This is a genomic window from Croceicoccus sp. Ery5 (assembly GCF_020985325.1).
GTDB lineage: Bacteria > Pseudomonadota > Alphaproteobacteria > Sphingomonadales > Sphingomonadaceae > Croceicoccus.
The window spans coordinates 2,724,715-2,740,301 of record NZ_CP087587.1 but is presented as its reverse complement, the minus strand read 5'-3'; the positions used below and the strand labels follow the sequence as shown (position 1 = coordinate 2,740,301).

At 57.4% G+C, this 15,587-nt stretch carries 17 protein-coding genes and 2 pseudogenes; 11 read left to right on the top strand and 8 right to left on the bottom strand.

What is annotated here, in order from left to right:
- Window positions 1-118: 118 nt before the first annotated feature.
- Both LOZ74_RS13005 and LOZ74_RS13000 read left to right on the top strand, forming a co-directional pair.
- Window positions 119-346, top strand: a complete 228-nt coding sequence (locus LOZ74_RS13005) for an AbrB/MazE/SpoVT family DNA-binding domain-containing protein (RefSeq protein WP_230280445.1) — start codon at window positions 119-121, stop codon at window positions 344-346.
- Between the two features lies 1 nt (window position 347).
- On the top strand, window positions 348-740 hold the full coding sequence (locus LOZ74_RS13000) for a type II toxin-antitoxin system death-on-curing family toxin (RefSeq protein WP_230280446.1): 393 nt from the start codon (window positions 348-350) through the stop codon (window positions 738-740).
- 176 nt (window positions 741-916) lie between these two features.
- Here LOZ74_RS13000 and LOZ74_RS12995 read toward each other — a convergent pair whose 3' ends face one another.
- Window positions 917-1,192 (bottom strand): hypothetical protein, encoded by a 276-nt coding sequence (locus LOZ74_RS12995; RefSeq protein ID WP_230280447.1) that lies wholly within the window; start codon window positions 1,190-1,192, stop codon window positions 917-919.
- A 649-nt stretch (window positions 1,193-1,841) separates the two neighbouring features.
- Between LOZ74_RS12995 and LOZ74_RS12990 the strand changes: the two genes are divergently transcribed.
- The 5 genes and pseudogenes from LOZ74_RS12990 (at window position 1,842) to LOZ74_RS12970 (ending at window position 6,707) form a co-directional block, all read left to right on the top strand.
- On the top strand, window positions 1,842-2,759 hold the full coding sequence (locus LOZ74_RS12990) for a hypothetical protein (protein WP_230291536.1): 918 nt from the start codon (window positions 1,842-1,844) through the stop codon (window positions 2,757-2,759).
- A gap of 44 nt (window positions 2,760-2,803) precedes the next feature.
- Complete coding sequence (locus tag LOZ74_RS12985; RefSeq protein ID WP_230291535.1) at window positions 2,804-4,531, top strand: hypothetical protein; 1,728 nt, start codon at window positions 2,804-2,806, stop codon at window positions 4,529-4,531.
- Between the two features lie 572 nt (window positions 4,532-5,103).
- Window positions 5,104-5,873 (top strand): annotated as a pseudogene (locus LOZ74_RS12980) (IS5 family transposase).
- A pseudogene (locus LOZ74_RS12975) lies at window positions 5,870-6,292 on the top strand (recombinase family protein); the annotation flags it as partial. The pseudogenes LOZ74_RS12980 and LOZ74_RS12975, both read left to right, overlap by 4 nt.
- A gap of 112 nt (window positions 6,293-6,404) precedes the next feature.
- Window positions 6,405-6,707, top strand: coding sequence for a transposase (locus tag LOZ74_RS12970; RefSeq protein WP_230291534.1), 303 nt, complete (start codon window positions 6,405-6,407; stop codon window positions 6,705-6,707).
- Here the strand turns inward: LOZ74_RS12970 and LOZ74_RS12965 are convergent, their stop codons facing one another.
- From LOZ74_RS12965 to LOZ74_RS12955, 3 genes are all read right to left on the bottom strand, one after another.
- Window positions 6,708-7,433: an HPP family protein gene (locus tag LOZ74_RS12965; RefSeq protein ID WP_230291533.1), complete on the bottom strand. Its 726-nt coding sequence runs from the start codon at window positions 7,431-7,433 to the stop codon at window positions 6,708-6,710.
- A 211-nt stretch (window positions 7,434-7,644) separates the two neighbouring features.
- Window positions 7,645-9,012, bottom strand: a complete 1,368-nt coding sequence (locus tag LOZ74_RS12960; RefSeq protein ID WP_230291532.1) for an ATP-binding protein — start codon at window positions 9,010-9,012, stop codon at window positions 7,645-7,647.
- Between the two features lie 204 nt (window positions 9,013-9,216).
- Window positions 9,217-9,633, bottom strand: a complete 417-nt coding sequence (locus tag LOZ74_RS12955) for an Rrf2 family transcriptional regulator (protein WP_230291531.1) — start codon at window positions 9,631-9,633, stop codon at window positions 9,217-9,219.
- A 111-nt stretch (window positions 9,634-9,744) separates the two neighbouring features.
- Between LOZ74_RS12955 and LOZ74_RS12950 the strand changes: the two genes are divergently transcribed.
- From LOZ74_RS12950 to LOZ74_RS12935, 4 genes are read left to right on the top strand one after another with little or no spacing between them, the layout of a single operon-like run.
- A complete protein-coding gene (locus LOZ74_RS12950) occupies window positions 9,745-10,155 on the top strand; it encodes a group III truncated hemoglobin (protein WP_230291530.1) in 411 nt (136 codons plus the stop codon).
- A gap of 2 nt (window positions 10,156-10,157) precedes the next feature.
- Window positions 10,158-10,436 (top strand): DUF1971 domain-containing protein, encoded by a 279-nt coding sequence (locus LOZ74_RS12945; protein ID WP_230291529.1) that lies wholly within the window; start codon window positions 10,158-10,160, stop codon window positions 10,434-10,436.
- Between the two features lie 47 nt (window positions 10,437-10,483).
- Window positions 10,484-11,695: an NO-inducible flavohemoprotein gene (gene hmpA / locus LOZ74_RS12940; protein ID WP_230291528.1), complete on the top strand. Its 1,212-nt coding sequence runs from the start codon at window positions 10,484-10,486 to the stop codon at window positions 11,693-11,695.
- 11 nt (window positions 11,696-11,706) lie between these two features.
- Window positions 11,707-12,171, top strand: coding sequence for a hypothetical protein (locus LOZ74_RS12935; protein WP_230291527.1), 465 nt, complete (start codon window positions 11,707-11,709; stop codon window positions 12,169-12,171).
- A 39-nt stretch (window positions 12,172-12,210) separates the two neighbouring features.
- On the opposite strand, the gene rnk is transcribed toward LOZ74_RS12935, so the two are convergent.
- From rnk to LOZ74_RS12915, 4 genes are all read right to left on the bottom strand, one after another.
- The gene (rnk, locus tag LOZ74_RS12930) at window positions 12,211-12,636 is read right to left on the bottom strand and encodes a nucleoside diphosphate kinase regulator (protein WP_230291526.1); all 426 of its coding nucleotides are present in this window, start codon (window positions 12,634-12,636) and stop codon (window positions 12,211-12,213) included.
- 263 nt (window positions 12,637-12,899) lie between these two features.
- Window positions 12,900-14,018, bottom strand: coding sequence for a rod shape-determining protein (locus tag LOZ74_RS12925; protein WP_230291525.1), 1,119 nt, complete (start codon window positions 14,016-14,018; stop codon window positions 12,900-12,902).
- A gap of 100 nt (window positions 14,019-14,118) precedes the next feature.
- Window positions 14,119-15,054 carry a DMT family transporter gene (locus LOZ74_RS12920; RefSeq protein ID WP_230291524.1) on the bottom strand — a complete coding sequence of 312 codons (936 nt, stop codon included), beginning with the start codon at window positions 15,052-15,054 and terminating at the stop codon, window positions 14,119-14,121.
- 99 nt (window positions 15,055-15,153) lie between these two features.
- A complete protein-coding gene (locus tag LOZ74_RS12915) occupies window positions 15,154-15,570 on the bottom strand; it encodes a hypothetical protein (RefSeq protein ID WP_230291523.1) in 417 nt (138 codons plus the stop codon).
- Between the last annotated feature and the right edge of the window lie 17 nt (window positions 15,571-15,587).

Sequence of the window (15,587 nt, the reverse complement as noted above, 5' to 3'; positions counted from 1 at the left end):
TGTTGAGCGGGAATGATTGGAAGGCCAAAGCTATGAAAGGGTAATGCCCCTTTGCGCCCATTGGGCCAGACGTTCGGTTGCACTTGAGCCGAGCGCGTTGGCGCGTTATAACCATCGTATGAACGCGAGCCTTAAGATCACTAAAATCGGTAATTCTGCCGGTGTGGTTCTGCCCAAGGAACTGCTTGCCACGCTTCGGGCGGGCGTGGGTGATACTCTATACGTTTCTGAGACGCCCGAAGGAATCCGCATTACCGTGTCGGACCCGTCGTTCGAAGCCAAAATGGCTGTGGCAGAACGTATTATGCGTGAAGACAGGGATATCCTGCGCGCACTAGCGAAGTAAAATGGTGCAAACATCCGAACCGGTCTGGATCGAGACCGAACTGGCGCTTGCCATTCATGATCGTCAATTGGCGGAGCATGGCGGCCCCATCGGACTGCGCGATGCGGATGCATTGGAATCTGCTTTAGCCCGTCCTCGCAATCAGTGGGCTTATGGCGATACCGATCTCTGCAAACTCGCTGCTGCATACGCCTATGGTCTGGCCCGTAACCATCCATTCACGGATGGCAATAAGCGGACTGCCTGGGTGCTCGCGCGGCTTTTTCTGGCGCTGAATGGCTATAAGATTACCTATAAACCAGAAGATGCAGTCCGGATGGTACTTCAGCTTGCCTCAGGCGAACTCGATGAGGGGGCTATTGCCGAGTGGCTGACGACCAGGCAGGTCGAGTGAGCCGAAAGAGCGGCAACGCAGTTTCCAGTAGTTTTCCTGTCGGACAACCTGCCTGCCGTACATTCGGTCATCTACACGCGATGTAACGGCCTTCAGTGGTATCAACCTCGCGCCAACCATTGGCGAATGCGTTGCAGTCAGCGTGATGTCTGTTCCGCACGCGCCGCTACGCGCTCCTATTTGTTGAAACCCAGTGAAGTGCGAATGCTATCGAGATCGAAGTTATCATATCGATGGCGGCGGCTTGCCAGATAGGACTGGGCTTTGCCGGAACGGATGAGTTCGAAGATTTTGATTTTTGCATCGATGATGCTGTCGAACCTTTGCTTGCCCAGAACATTGTTCATCGCGATGCCGAAACCATCGGTGGTTTCACGAACTTCGACCAGAATTCCTTTTTGGCTGATTACATGTGTTCCGTCAGGCCTGATCTTCCAACGCTTTGAACCCACAAAGCGCTTTTTCGCATCGATCGATTTCAGGTAGATCTCGTGATATTTACTCGCGTCATTTGTTTAAGTTAGATGGTCGCAGCAATCGGTTCCGACGGCCATCGCGCCCCATGCTTCATGTTCGATCGCATAAACGTAGCGAATTTCGGTTCCGCACAACTCGCAGTTACCATCCAACTCGCCCAAATCATCAACGCCAACCCACTTCCATCCGTCACGCGGCATGACATGACCATGCTCTTCGGCATGGCACCCTTTGCAAAGGGCTTCGCAGTCTGTCGTTTCATAATCCCACGGCAATCGCCCGCGAATGTATCGTTTGTGATGCACTTGCAGTACTACGTCGTCGTCTCTGCCCGAACGGAGACAACGGAAACAACAGCCGTTGTGTAATTTGATAACGTCCTTTCGAAACGCAATCCAATTGGCGTGGCGGTATTGCTTCATAGCTTGTCTCACTTCCCATCATAACGCACTGCGCTGTGCTTTTTGAAGGGGAAGGGGAATTTGAAAATCTGTGACTTTTGCACCGGTTTTGCTACGAATGTTCGACCGACTGCGACGTTCCTGAACGCATTTAGCTTCCCATATGAAATAATGCAGCGACAGGGCGGCTGACACGTTTCTGAATGAAGACTAATAGTTACTGATGCAGGTCAATCAGCCTATTCCCGATTCCGATGATGTATGGGCTCTGTCGTTGGAAGGTGGCCTGCGCATCAGGGCAACCGCCAGCCCCGCGTCGCCCATAGTCGATGAATTTTTCGAAGCCTATGAACGCGCTTTCGTGCTTCCCGACGAGAAGGAGGATATCGCGGGGTTTCGTGCCTGCCTCGCGATGAATGAAGACAGGGGGTGTTCCGCTCCGCCATCGCACCGCGAACTCATCGCTGTTATCGAGGATGACGGGGGAACCCTGCTGGGAGGCGCCAATTTTCTGGCATCGGCGATACAGGCGATAGACGGTCATCCCTCCACCTCGGTTGCGCTGAACTATCTTTTCGTCGACCAGGCCGCACGGGGGAGGGGACTGTCGCGCCTGTTGCTGGCCATGGTGGCGCAATTGTCGGTTCGCGCTCTGGGCGATCGGACGGGCAATCCCGCCATATTTATCGAGCAGAACGATCCTCTCCGCATGACTGCGGCCGAGTATGAGGAGGACAACGAAAGAGGCGGGACCGATCAGGTCGAGCGGCTGCGGCTTTGGCAGCATCTGGGCGCGCGGGCGGTTGACTTTGCCTATGTACAGCCGGCCCTGTCGGCGGATCAGGCGGCCGAGGATGCGCTGGTCTATTCGGTTCTGGGCTTCGACGGACCGCATATGTCCGCGCGTTTTCTCCACGATCATTTGCAAAGCTTTTTCCGGATTTCGGTGCTGAAGGGGCAGGATCCCACCGGCGATCCGACCGCCGCCGCCCAGCTGGAAGAATTGAGTGCGCGCGCCGATGCAGGCGGGCTGATCGATCTGCTGGACATCGGACCGGCGCTGGAGACGTTATCGGGTGACAGGGGGAACTGGCCGCGATGCGGTTCAATCCTGGAACTGGCGCGCGGCGATTGCGGCTGATGGCGGGCTGAACCGCAAGTTTCGTGAATGTTGGGGGGCTTCACTTGATCAAGACCATGGCAGCGGCAAGATCGGTTGCCGAAGACCGGACGCTCTACTGGACCTTGTCGTTCTATTTGCCGCGATCGCGCATCGGGGCGGTGCCGGACGGGTTTCAATGCGATCGCTCACGGGCTCTCAGCCAGGCGATCGATCCCCTGTTCAACGATATCGCCGACCGGTCGCGCCAGCAGAAAGTGCCTGACCGCCTGTATTGCGCGGGCCCTGCCGAAACGCTTGTTTTTGCCATGCCCGATCTTGTCGAGTGGATGACGGAAGGCAGTGCCTTTGCAGTGCGGATCGAACCGGAACGCCGCAACCGCGATATTTCCCTGCGCCGGTTCTGGTACCGTTATCCCGATGGCGCCTTCAGCTGGAACCTTGGCTTCGAATATCGCTATGGACCCGATCTTGCGGCTGAACGCGCGGGTACGGTGCCTGCAACCTATTACTTCCTGTCGCTCTTGCAGAAACTGGCATGGCCCAAGGAATTCGATCCGGCACGGGGGGCGGAAGGTCTCGACGCGCTGGCGGGTTTGACCGTCATGCGCGGGGCAGGCGACGCACAAGCCGTGCCGTTCTGGGATTTCGTGGCCGGATGCTATCATGCGGATCGTGACCGGCTGGAAACCGATTGCGCCATCGGGCTGCCCGCGTTTGACGACGCGGTCGAGAAAGTGCCCTCGATCGAAATGCCGGGACTGACGGTTCCTGCCAACCGGTCCAGTTTCTATTTCCATGACCGCCGGTTTTTCGAACTGATCGAGCCGGTGGAGAAAGGCGTGCTGGTCAAGCGCCGCACCCGTGTGCCCGATGCCGAATTCCGCGCATATCCGGAATTGATCGCGCAGCAAAAGGCCGCGCAATCGTCATCCCCCCATGTCCTTTTGGGCGCCGATTACTGGCGAAGCGTTCGCCGTCTGCGCAGCCGTCCTGCGGAAACGCGGCTGGCCTATCTTTTCCTTGCGGGCTTCAGCCAGAACATCATCGACTTTACCAATCAGGAAGCGAGCGAAGTGCTCGACAGTCTTGACCCTATCTATCCGAAATCGGACGAACAGGAGGAAGAGGGCTTTTTCGTCCGCTTTGCCAATCCCCGCGCGATGATCACCTTCGTCCCCCGTTCGCGCACGCTGGAAGTGGGGAACGATCATATCGGAACCTGCCCGTATGCCTTCCTGATCCACGCACTCGCCATGCATAACGAGGCGCTGACCCGAGAGCAGGAGGACGAGACCTTCAGAGCCATAGACGAGATTCAGGCAAAGATCGGCAGCGGCAGATTTGCCGAGGCGGAAGCGCAGATCAATGCCGTGCGCCGCGATGCGTTCGAGAAATATGAAAGGCATCGCTATCGCAATCCTTTTCGTTACGATACCGAGCGCGATGTCTTTGAAGAGCTTGAGCTGCTGCGCGGCACGTCGCGCCTGAAAGAAGCCTATCAGGGTGCGCTGGCCGCGCTTGAGGAAGACGTACGGGACCTGCATCGCCGCCAACGCGACAAAGATGACGAGCACGCGCAGACGCAGGAAAGGCTGCTTAACCTGCTGTTCGGTATCCTCGGCGTTTCGGGCGTGATCCAGGTCGTATTCCAGGTCGAACAATTCGCCCACGACCGTGTATCGAACTGGCAGAACTGGACCTTTGCCATCCTGTCGCTGGCAACGCCGGTCGCGATGGCGCTGGCCCTGCCGGTGGCCATCGCATGGTATGTCAGGCGACGGACGCGTTAGTTTGGCATGGGCACTGCTTTTCAGCGTTAATATGATATAATGCGTGGCTTTCACGAGATCCTGCTGCTTGACGTCGCCTGCTTAGCAGTCCCTGAAGTTGGAGTTTACAATGCACCATAAGCGAGGCCGTGCGCGAAGCCGCCGGGCAGGCTGCAAGTTGTGCAAGCCCTGGAAAGTGAATGGCGTGCGCACCAATGCCTTGGGTGGCGAAAAGTTCAGCGATCACCGACGTCGGACCATTAACTGATCCTTGTCGGTTAGACTCGCATTAGGTCACTGTCGCCGACAAAGCGGTCAATCTTTGCTGCGGATCAGATCGTTTAAAGCTGTCATTAGTTCAGCCCTCGCGCGTGTCAGCAATTTGGCTCCTAGCGTACCGCCAGCAATGCTGACGATGACTGGCAAACCGTAAAATGATCGAATCCTGACGAGTGTCCCACTGTCCGCTGCAGGCTTCCTTCTGCTTGTAAACGTGGCTATCGTCGCCTTGCGGGACTTAGGTAGCAAACTCATAAATTTGGTTGCGCGTATCGAGTGCGATTGATTCAAGGCTCTGGAGAGGAGCCTGGCAGATGCGTCGCCGTTTTGAACTGACAAATTTTGAATGGTCGGTGATCGAGCCGCTGCTGCCGAACAAGCCGCGGGGCGTCCCTCGTGTCGATGATTGACGGGTGATCAACGGGATTTTGTGGCGGTTCCGTACAGGCAGTCCATGGGCTGATGTCCCGGAGCGCTACGGTCCGCACACAACCTGCTACAATCGTTTCGTTCGCTGGCGCAAAGCCGGAGTGTGGGACCGTTTGCTAGCGGCGGTCTTCCACGCTTTTGATGGCGAATTGGTAATGATCGACAGTTCCTCCATCCGGGTCCACCAGCATGGTGCGACCCTAAAAAGGGGGACCCAAATCGCTGCATGGGACGTTCCCGCGGTGGTTTGACCACCAAGATCCACGCGCTGGTGGATGGCCAGGGGCTGCCAATCCAGTTGCACCTTTCCGAGGGGCAGGCGAGCGACTGCAGGCAAGCCGGTCCGCTGCTCGATGCTGTGCCGGAAGACAGCACCTTTTTGGCCGACAAAGCCTATGAAAGCGACGCCATCCGCCAGCAGATCGCAGCACAGGGCGGGTTCGCCAACATCCCGGCCAAGCGCAACCGCAAGCGACGCTTCGCCTTCAGTTCCTTCCTATACCGCTATCGAAACCTGGTCGAACGCTTCTTTGGAAAGCTCAAACACGCCAGAGGCTTGGCAACCCGTTATGACAAACGCGCCGACAATTTCCTCGCCGCTGTCAAAATCTTCTCAACACGCCTCTGGATCAGAGCTTATGAGTCCACAGCCTAATCGCCTATGCCTGCAAGGGCGACACGCTGGCGGTGGTCCGCCTCGATCGGCTTGGGCGCTCGCTTGCCGAACTTCTCGCCACTGTCGAGACGCTACGCGGTCAGGGTATCGCGCTCCTGAGCCTTGAGGAAAGGAGCGACACATCGTCAGCCGCAGGCGAACTCATCTTCCATGTGTTCGGTGCCATAGCCCATTTTGAGCGGCGGCTGATTTCCGAGCGGACCAGAGATGGCATTGCGGCCGCGCGCGCCAAGGACAAGCAGCCTGGCCGTCAGCCCCTCGACATGGCAAAGGTGGACGCCGCCATCAAACTGGTCGAGGCTCGCATTTCTCCGACAGAAGCGGCACGGCAACTCGGCATCGGCCGATCCACCATCTATCGCGAAATGCGTAGGATGGGAATCGAACGGCTTTTCTGACTAGGCGGCTGCCCGTCCGCATCGAGCGTTAGCCATGCGTTCTCCCTTAGCTGTTTAGCGTACCTTCCACGTTATGCCCTCGAATGGTCCAAGTTTCAGGTGGCAGAGCACCATGCCGACGCCAAAGTCTGCGGTCTGGTTCGCCGACAAGGGCTACGACGGCGACCGTTTCCGCGAAGACCTGCTCCTGCACAACATCCTGCCGGTCATCCCGCCGCGTTCGAACCGCAAGGCACCGGAGCATCCTGATTATCGGCGCTATCGAGATCGCAATCGCGTCGAGCGCATGTTCGGCTTCCTCAAACACCAGCGCCGCATCGCAACCCGCTTTGAGAAAACCGCTCTTTCCTACCTCAGCTTCCTCAACCTCGCCGCCGCAAGGCTATGGCTGAAGCATTTTGTCAACGCGACCTAATCATGCAGCATTTCTCCACGCTCGTAAGCGAGACAGCCTCTTCGCACGATGTTTCTGTGCCCGCGCAAAAATCGCATCCAGATCACGGCTTGTTACGTCAAACACTTCTCCAAGATCTGCCAATGCGGCCCGGATATCATCCGGATGTAGGAGTTCGTTGTCTTGACCTTGCGGTGGGACTTCCAGTGTTCGATGTGGGTATGTGTGCCCGGTCAGAGAATGAAACGCCTTGGCGGCAATCACAAGTGCCAGGGAATTGAGGGCAAGGCTTATAAAGAGTGGCATAAGCGAGCCTTCATCATGGTGATATGCCAGCACCATTACCAGCGCGCATGCTCCGCCAGGAGGATGCAGAGATCGAGTGACGGTCATCGTTAAGATCGCACAGGCGACGGCGACCGCTCCTGCAACTCCCGTCGATTCTACGAAATGTGCAATCAGCACGGCAATGAGCGCGGAAACGCAATTCCCTCCCACGACTGACCACGGCTGAGCCAGAGGGCTCGAGGGAACTGCAAAAGCGAGAACAGCTGACGCCCCTATCGGGGCGATGAGCATGTGCGAAAATCCGATCTCATGATTGACGAAATAAGTGACTATGGCCGCAAACAGTATGCCTGCGAATGCCCCGAGACTCGACAAGATCCGTCCGCTGAGTGTGGCGCCAGCCATCCTCAACCGAAAAGGCATTGAATCGATAAACTTCGAGATTCCCGTTTGGCTCATGAAGACGCCTTCACGGAAAACAAAGCGAATTTCGACAGATGAATTTTGCGATGCCTGAAATTAGAACTTTTCGATCCGAACGTCGACGAACTCGGCTTCTTTCATCGTTTGACCAATTCCGACATCCCGCTCAAGCAGACCGCTAGTTGCGAACTACGCTTTGCGGTTTCACCTCAATATGATGGTTTGATAATGTCAGGGCTCGTTCGACTCAATCAACCACTACCGGAATGGTTAGCCTCACCAACAATCCGGTCGTATCCGATGCTCCGAATGACAATCCGCCGCTAAAGCGCTCCATCAAACGATGGGCTGTTGGAATGCCGAGACCAAACCCCGCGGTGTCGCGGCTCCGCGCGTCATCAAGGCGGAAGAAAGGGTCAAGGATATTCTCAAAATTCGCGGCGGGAATGCCGGGGCCGTCGTCCTGTATGACGATTACGGGGGGACCATCCACATCATCTTCTACATCGACTGTCACCTTGCTGCCATAATGAACCGCATTTTCGAGCAGCGCTGCCAGTGCCACGGTTAAAGGTTCTGCGTAGGTGGTGTATTCTATGGGTCCGACCGTACGCAGACTGATACGATCTTCGAACCGGGCGATGACACCCCGGATCAACTCGACGATATCGACCGTCTGAGGCGACACCTGCATATGTTGCGCTCGAAGAAACTGCTGGAGCGAGGCGAGAAGTCCCTCCATCTCGTCGACATTGGTCAGCATCATCGCGCCAATTTCCGCGTCGTCGATTAGCTCAGCCGCAAGCTTCTGGCGACTGAGTGGGGTGCGCAAATCGTGGCTAATCGCTTCGAACGATTTGGCTTGGTCCCGGATCAGTCTGGATATACGCGCCTGCATATGATTCATGGCATGGGCAAGATTCTGTATGTCGCGTGGGCCTTCTTCCGACACGGTGATGTCATGCCTATGCCCGATCTGCTCGGCCGCTTTGGTCAGCCGACGCAATGGTCTCGTCAGCAAATGCAAGGACATTAAGGCCAGAGCCATTAGACATGCAGCCGCCACCAGAGTCGTAGCGATCGCCTTGATCGCCACGGGCCACATCGAACTGATGTCGAGTGACCGAAAATTCATCCAGTTTCCGTCTGGCAGACGAATGGAACCGACCAGATCTTCCTTACCGTTTTGCCCCGCAGCTCTTGTCACCCGCAAGGATCGATCGGCCAGAGATGGTTCCCAAAGAAGGATGCTGCGGGTAATTTCGTCAAATTCGGATGATCTTCTCGCAATTGGGACCGATGGTACGGACGTCACAGAAGCCGATAGAAAACGCGTAGTCATCGACTGGGCAGCTTCCTCCGGCTTCATCGCATAAATGCGATCGCTGACCACCAGAAGTTCGGCGATCCTGCGGGCATGATCCTCGCGCACCGTCTGGCGGTTTATCGCCTGATAGAAGGTGAGACTGGCAGCCAATTGGACTGCGCCAAGCGCGAGGACGAGGATAGTGACATAGGCGACAAGCCCTGGCTTGCGTGCTCGGACCACGAAATACGTCCCCTTATCAGTTCGCCCAGATTTTGCCGAAGCGATGTGCCTTTCCATGACGGCCATCAAGGATCAATGCCGTCCGAGCATACATGCCTAAAGATCGGTGTGGAGTTGCATTGATCATCATACAAGTTGTGCAGAGCTGCCGTCATTGACGGTGCGATGCTAGAAGTCGGTCAGACATCTTCGAGTTCTGTCGTAATTCAACCTTCTTCCTTTGCAGGTAAGGCCATGGGTTATGAAAGCGATTGCCGGCATTCGTCGGAATCAGTGCGCCAATAGTAGCTTCAGGTTTTCCCGTTTCTGCACGAGGTCTGCGAGCGAATAGCTGTCGAGCACATCTAGAAAGGCGGACACCGCTTCCCTGAGCACGCTTGTCATGCCGCAAGCGGGTGCAATCACGCAGCTTGGGCAATCGACGAGGTCGAAGCCTTCCTCGGTGTGTCGGATAAGCGCACCTATGTTGATCTCTTTGGGTTGCTTGCCAAGACGGATGCCGCCGCCGCGTCCGCGGACGCTATTGATATAACCTGAGCGGGCAAGATCATTGACCACCTTCATGAGGTGATTCTGGGAAATGCGATAGGCTTGCGCAATCTCTGAGATCGAACATCTTCGGTCGGGGCGCGCCGCGAGATAGAGCAGTACGCGGATCGAATAGTCCGTGAACAGCGTCAGCTTCATATTCGTTCCATCAAACCTCCCATTCGGCCCCTCGCATTAATATGCAAACTTATTGCATCTTTCAAATGTCCGCTATAGATGTATCTGCAATGCATGAATGGAGTGTGAGTCGTGACAAACGCCGCAAAGATCGACGAAGCAGGTCTCGCCCGCTTGGTGGATGCGTTCTACGCCCGGGTGCGCGCGGATACCGAACTCGGTCCGATCTTCAATGATGCGATCGATGACTGGCCCCACCATCTCGATAAGCTAGCCGCCTTTTGGTCGTCGGTGATGCTCACCAGCGGGCGCTACAAGGGGCAGCCCGTTCCCGCGCATATGAAGCACAAGGACAGGATCACGCCCGAACTGTTCGACCGCTGGCTCGGCCTGTGGGAGCAGACCACCGAGGAGTTGATGGAGCCGGACGCGGCACTCGCCCTCCAGGAGAAGGCTGCGCGGATTGCCGAGAGCCTGAAACTGGCCCTGTTTTTTCGCTTAAACCGTCGGCCTGACGCGAGCGACAGCCGCAAGGTCGCATGACGATGGCCGACATCCGTCCATATCGGTCCACGCCGGTGTTCGATCAGGATACACTTCCAGCCGCCTTGCGCGCCCGCCACGATACCAAGGCTGGCGTCTGGGGGCTGATCCGCGTCATCGAAGGAGAGTTGCAACTCACCTATCTCGATCCGCCTTCGGAAATTGTGCTGACACCCGACAAACCGGGTCTCATCCTGCCGCAACAGCCGCATTTCGTGACGCCGCTCGGAGTCATGAAGATGCAGGTCGATTTCTACGATCAGCCGCCACCCGGCGACTGATCCGCGCATTCCTTTTCCAGTTTTCAGTTCAATCACAGGAGATTTTGATGTCGCAGCCTCTCAGCGATCACACCATTGCGCTCGTCAAGGCGACCGTTCCGGCCCTCGAAGCCCACGGCCTCGACATTGTGCATGAGATGTATTCGCGCATGTTCCAGAATCCGGATATCCGCGACCTGTTCAACCAGTCGCACCACGGCGATGCGGGATCGCAACCGCGCGCACTGACGGGCGCTATTCTGGCCTATGCCAGTAACATCGAGAATCTTGCAGCTCTCGCTCCCGCTGTGGAACGGATCGCGCAAAAGCATGTCGGCCTGCAGATTTTGCCCGAACATTACCCTCATGTCGGCGAAGCTTTGCTGGGTGCGATCACGGCCGTGCTCGGCGATGCTGCGACGGAAGAGATACTGGAAGCCTGGGGCGAAGCCTATTGGTTCCTCGCCAACATTCTGATCGCGCGCGAAGACCGCATCTATACTGAACAGAAGGAGACAGCCGGAGGCTGGAATGGCTGGCGCGACTTCCGGGTGGAAGAGGTCGTCCAGGAAAGCAGCGTGATCAGTTCCTTCATCCTACGCCCCGCTGATGGCGGACCGGTGATGGACCACAAGCCCGGACAGTATCTGACCTTCTGGTTCGAGATTCCGGGGCATCCTCCCGTCAAGCGCAATTACTCGATTTCCTCCGCGCCGAATGGCGAGAGCTACCGCATTTCTGTCAAACGCGAGCCGCACGGCCTGGCTTCGGGATGGCTGCATGACGAAGCCGGGGTCGGGACCATCCTGAAAGTCGCGGCGCCGGCTGGCGAATTCTTCCTCGGCGAACATACCGAGCGGCCGGTCGTGCTGCTGTCGGGCGGGGTCGGTCTGACGCCGATGGTAGCGATGTTTGAAGCTCTTGTGGAGCGCGGTGCCGATGTCCCCGTGCAGTATATTCATGGGACACACGACAGGAAAACGCATGCAATGCGCGGTCATATTCGCGTGCTGGCGGAAAGCGGCAAGGCTGTAGAGATCGTTGACTTCCATCAGACGCCGCTGTCCGACGAGGTGAAGGGCTTGGACTACGATGAGGCCGGGATCATCACCGACGAATGGCTCGTCGCCAATACTCCTGTTGCTGAGGCCGATTATTATATCTGCGGACCACGGCCGTTCCTGCGCCATGCGGTTTCCACCCTGTCGCTCGCGGGTGTCCCGTCCGAACGCATTCACTATGAGTTCTTCGGCCCGGCCGACGAACTGCTTGCCGCCTGACGGAGAGGCAGATGGACGACATCATCATAGCGCGCGCGATCCACGTCCTTTCAGTCCTCTTCTGGATCGGAGGGGTGGCATTCGTCACGCTTGTGGTGATGCCGTCCATTCGCGGCTCGACGGCGCCGGATGACAGGCTTGCTGCATTCCACCGGATCGAGGGGCCCTTTGCGTCGCAAGCCCGGGTCTGGGTTGTACTCGCCGGCGCCAGCGGCTTCTGGATGATCCATCGCGCGCAGATGTGGGACCGTATCGCCTACCCGCAATTCTGGTGGATGCACGCGATGGTCGGGTTGTGGGCGATCTTCTGCGCGATGCTGTTCCTGGTCGAGCCGCTGTTTCTCCACCGGCGGATGCAGAACTCGCCCGACCCGGGAAGGGATTTCAGGCGGATGGCTCGACTGCACCGTATTCTGCTGCTGATCGCGGTGGTTACGGTTCTCGGCGCCACCGCGGGCAGCCACGGACTGTTCTGACCAGCATCGGGGCAGCGGCTCGACCTGCTGGCAAGCGCATCAGTGCGCCACCTCTTCCTCGCAAGCGTTCTGGCGTACTTTTACGATGGTGAGCTTGCGCTCATGTCCTACACGGTCCGGCCAGAGAATAGACTGGCCCTCACGTAGACCGATCAGTCCGGCGCCGATCGGCGTCAGAATGGATATCCGGTTTGCCGCGATATCGGCATGTCTGGGATAGACCAGCTGCACGATCCGTGTTGCATTGCTCGTTTCGTCGACGAATTCCACCTGGGCATTCATGGTGACGACGTCCTTGGATATCCGCCCGGCGCTGTGAACTTTCGCGCGCGCAATTTCCTCAAGTAGAAGTTCGCTGACCTGAGGCAGACGGTCCTGCACGCCGATGGCCAAGTCAGCCAGAATATCGGCTTGTGTGGCGATCATGTGGATGGGCGGCCGCTTTGGCGCCGTTTTGCGTGTCATGGTGATGGCTTTCCCGGGATGGGCGCATTCGACCGCGCGTGTCCAATGCAAGGTTTTGGCGAGTCCTGCCCCGGGTTCAGGGCGTACTGCGCCGAAACCCGGGGCTACATGCCCGTGAGAAGCTGTCCGCCAAGATGACGAAAACGCATAGAGGAAGCCTTGAACCGCATTGCCTGAAAGATGGGATAGGCCTTGTCAGAAGTCAATTCAGAATGAATGACCGAGGCGGTGTGATTGAGTGTTTGGTCCAAAGCCTGACGTGATTAACCTGCCATCAGGGTTTCGAGCCCTCTTGATACGCACAGAGCTTCATCGTTGACCGCCTCGATCGGAAGCCCGGTATCGTTTGTAATCATTTCGGACAGCAGTGAGATTGAGGCGCAGCCGCCCGTAGCAATGATGCTGCCAGATAGAAGGTCCGCAGCGAGATCAGGCTTGATTGTGGCAAGGACGCCTCGGGTTGTTTCGACAATCGGGACCAGATGCTTTTTGAATACCGGCTGAAACTCCGAAGCTGGCAGCAACCGGATAGCGGGTAAACCCGTCCGCAGATCCCTACCTTTTATTTCGACCATACGGTCAGCAGAGTCTGCACAAATCCCGGACGTATCGACTTCTAGAAGGGAAATTTTTCGGCTGACGGCATGTTTGAGCCGTTCGGCGGTTCGCAGGCCGATCAGAAAATGATGCTTGGCGCGCATATACTCGATCAGTGCTTCGTCGAGCGATTGACCTCCTCCGCGCACGGAGCGAATGAGGCATTCGCCATCGATAGAGAACACCGCAATCTCAGTCGTCCCAGCGCCGCATTCAATGATCATCGATGCTCGTGCAGCACTGATGTCCAAACCGGCACCGACTGCGGCGGCGTAAGTCTCTTTCACGAGACTGACCCTGCCAAAGCCCGCATCGCTGAGCACGGTACGCAAAGCAGAAGCTTCTGCTTTGGTCGCATCTGCCGGAATGCCGACCATCACGTTTGGGCGGCCGAGCCGCAGACGCCCCATAACGGCTTTCAGGACATACTGCATATATGCGCTGGCTGCGCCCAGATCCTGCACGACACCCCGCGCCAGAGGACGCCTGATATGTAGCCCGCCTGAAACGCGATCGACCATGGCGAATGCGTCGCTGCCGGCTGACACAAATAGCTCTCTGCCGCCTTTGTTTGAAAAGCACGAGGCAGTGGGTTCTTCAAACACGATTCCGCCACTGCGGAGAATGACGCGGGTGTTTGCGGTCCCGAGATCGATTGCGATATCGGGTCCGCCTTGCCGCGAGGTTGAGAAAAACCGGAACATGTTCCTCACTATACAAGGACCCATGTTCGTTGTCGCCAGCAAACATTTGCATTCGCGAATACCCTTTGGGATCATGATCATCGGCGATCCACTTGGTCAGCCAGGCGACGAACAGAACGACGCTTGGCCTCACCCGGGAATCAATTGTCGCGAACCGGTACGGGCCTGCATAAGCCGCTCATTAAATGGGCTTCGAGAGGTCAACGGGCTTCGCGGGAGTGGCCGCCAGAGGTGCCTGGCCGCGACCTGCCCACAGGATGCCACCTAGGATTAACGCCATGCCCGCGACGTGGAACAGAGAGAGTTCCTCTCCAAGCAACAGGATCGCCAGTCCGGCTCCGAGAAGTGGCAAGACGTTCATGTACATGCCGGTGGCAGCCGAGCCGATCAGTTCCACGCCGCGATTGAAGAAGAGATAGGCGACCAGTGAGGGAAAAATACTCACGTAGCCAATCGCCAGCCAGCTATCGAATTGAGCGATGATCCGCTGGTCGGAGAGCATCTCCCAGACATAAAACGGAGCGATGACGAGAATCCCGATCAGGAGCGTAACGGCAAACAGGCTCAGAGGATGAAGAGGTGGCCGTCGCCGCAGCATAACCGAATACAGCGACCAGAAAATCACCGCGACACCGATGATCAAATCGCCTGTGTTGAGGCGCAGATGCCAGAGGATTGATGGATCGCCGCGTCCGATGATCGTCACCACGCCTGCCAGTGCGATGGCGGCTCCGCAAAATTGTCGCCAGCCTGGCCGGTCCCTCATGATAGCCGCTCCGATGAGCAGGATGAGGGCAGGCTGGGCCGATTGGACCAGCATCGCGTTCAATGCGGTTGTGTCCTGCAAGCCGGTATAGAGAAGGGTGTTGAACGTGCCGATGCCCAATAGGCCGAGTAATATCAGAATGCGGGGGTTTGCGAGGATAACGTCCTTGTCACGGCGAAGATGCGGCCATGCAAATGGCAGGATGAGAACGAGGGCAATGCTCCAGCGCCAGAATGCAAGCGCGACGGGCGGCACGAACTCGCGCGCGCCGCGCGCCACAATCGCATTGCCAGCCCAGCACAACGCGGTGATGGTCAGCAGGAAATAGGCTTTCGACCAAAGTCCTTTCAAAAATTTCAGGGCGCGTTCGATGGTTGCGGTCTTTCAGACATCTAACGATCGTTTCATAACGATGCCGGGCTAACAGCCGGAAGCCTCTGGCAACATACTTTATCTATCTCGAACGCTCAGGATTTTCTGCATTTCAGGCGGGGAATGCTCCACATCGATCCTGGCTTTCAAGGCCGCGATGCAGATTGCTATTTCCCCGACCGAATGAATGCCTTCCCACTCGCCCTCGGGACCGCACACCTTTGCGATACTGTTGCCCCCGTCTTCCAGCCAGCAGCCTGCTGGCACAAGCGTCGTTGCGGCAGAGCGCGAGCCCGAATAGCGCAGCGCCCGGACACGTGTGCCGTCTTCATGACGCCAGACTGCTGTACCCAACACCGGCAGACTGGTGAGAGCTGGAAAGACGGCGCTCGCGATGATGGCGTCAAGCTGGCGATCGGCGGCGCTGGCGCCAGCGCACGCCCTGACGGCCGCATTCAAGGCGGACCGGTTGGGATTAATCACGGCGATTGCCAAAGGTCCTTCTATCTCGA

Coding starts and splice junctions, on each gene's coding strand:
- LOZ74_RS13005 (WP_230280445.1), top strand. CDS start 119: ATGAACGCGAGCCTTAAGATCACTAAAATCGGTAATTCTGCCGGTGTG.
- LOZ74_RS13000 (WP_230280446.1), top strand. CDS start 348: ATGGTGCAAACATCCGAACCGGTCTGGATCGAGACCGAACTGGCGCTT.
- LOZ74_RS12990 (WP_230291536.1), top strand. CDS start 1,842: ATGCAGGTCAATCAGCCTATTCCCGATTCCGATGATGTATGGGCTCTG.
- LOZ74_RS12970 (WP_230291534.1), top strand. CDS start 6,405: ATGCCGACGCCAAAGTCTGCGGTCTGGTTCGCCGACAAGGGCTACGAC.
- LOZ74_RS12965 (WP_230291533.1), bottom strand. CDS start 7,433: ATGAGCCAAACGGGAATCTCGAAGTTTATCGATTCAATGCCTTTTCGG.
- LOZ74_RS12960 (WP_230291532.1), bottom strand. CDS start 9,012: ATGGCCGTCATGGAAAGGCACATCGCTTCGGCAAAATCTGGGCGAACT.
- LOZ74_RS12955 (WP_230291531.1), bottom strand. CDS start 9,633: ATGAAGCTGACGCTGTTCACGGACTATTCGATCCGCGTACTGCTCTAT.
- LOZ74_RS12945 (WP_230291529.1), top strand. CDS start 10,158: ATGGCCGACATCCGTCCATATCGGTCCACGCCGGTGTTCGATCAGGAT.
- hmpA (WP_230291528.1), top strand. CDS start 10,484: ATGTCGCAGCCTCTCAGCGATCACACCATTGCGCTCGTCAAGGCGACC.
- LOZ74_RS12935 (WP_230291527.1), top strand. CDS start 11,707: ATGGACGACATCATCATAGCGCGCGCGATCCACGTCCTTTCAGTCCTC.
- rnk (WP_230291526.1), bottom strand. CDS start 12,636: ATGACACGCAAAACGGCGCCAAAGCGGCCGCCCATCCACATGATCGCC.
- LOZ74_RS12925 (WP_230291525.1), bottom strand. CDS start 14,018: ATGATCATGATCCCAAAGGGTATTCGCGAATGCAAATGTTTGCTGGCG.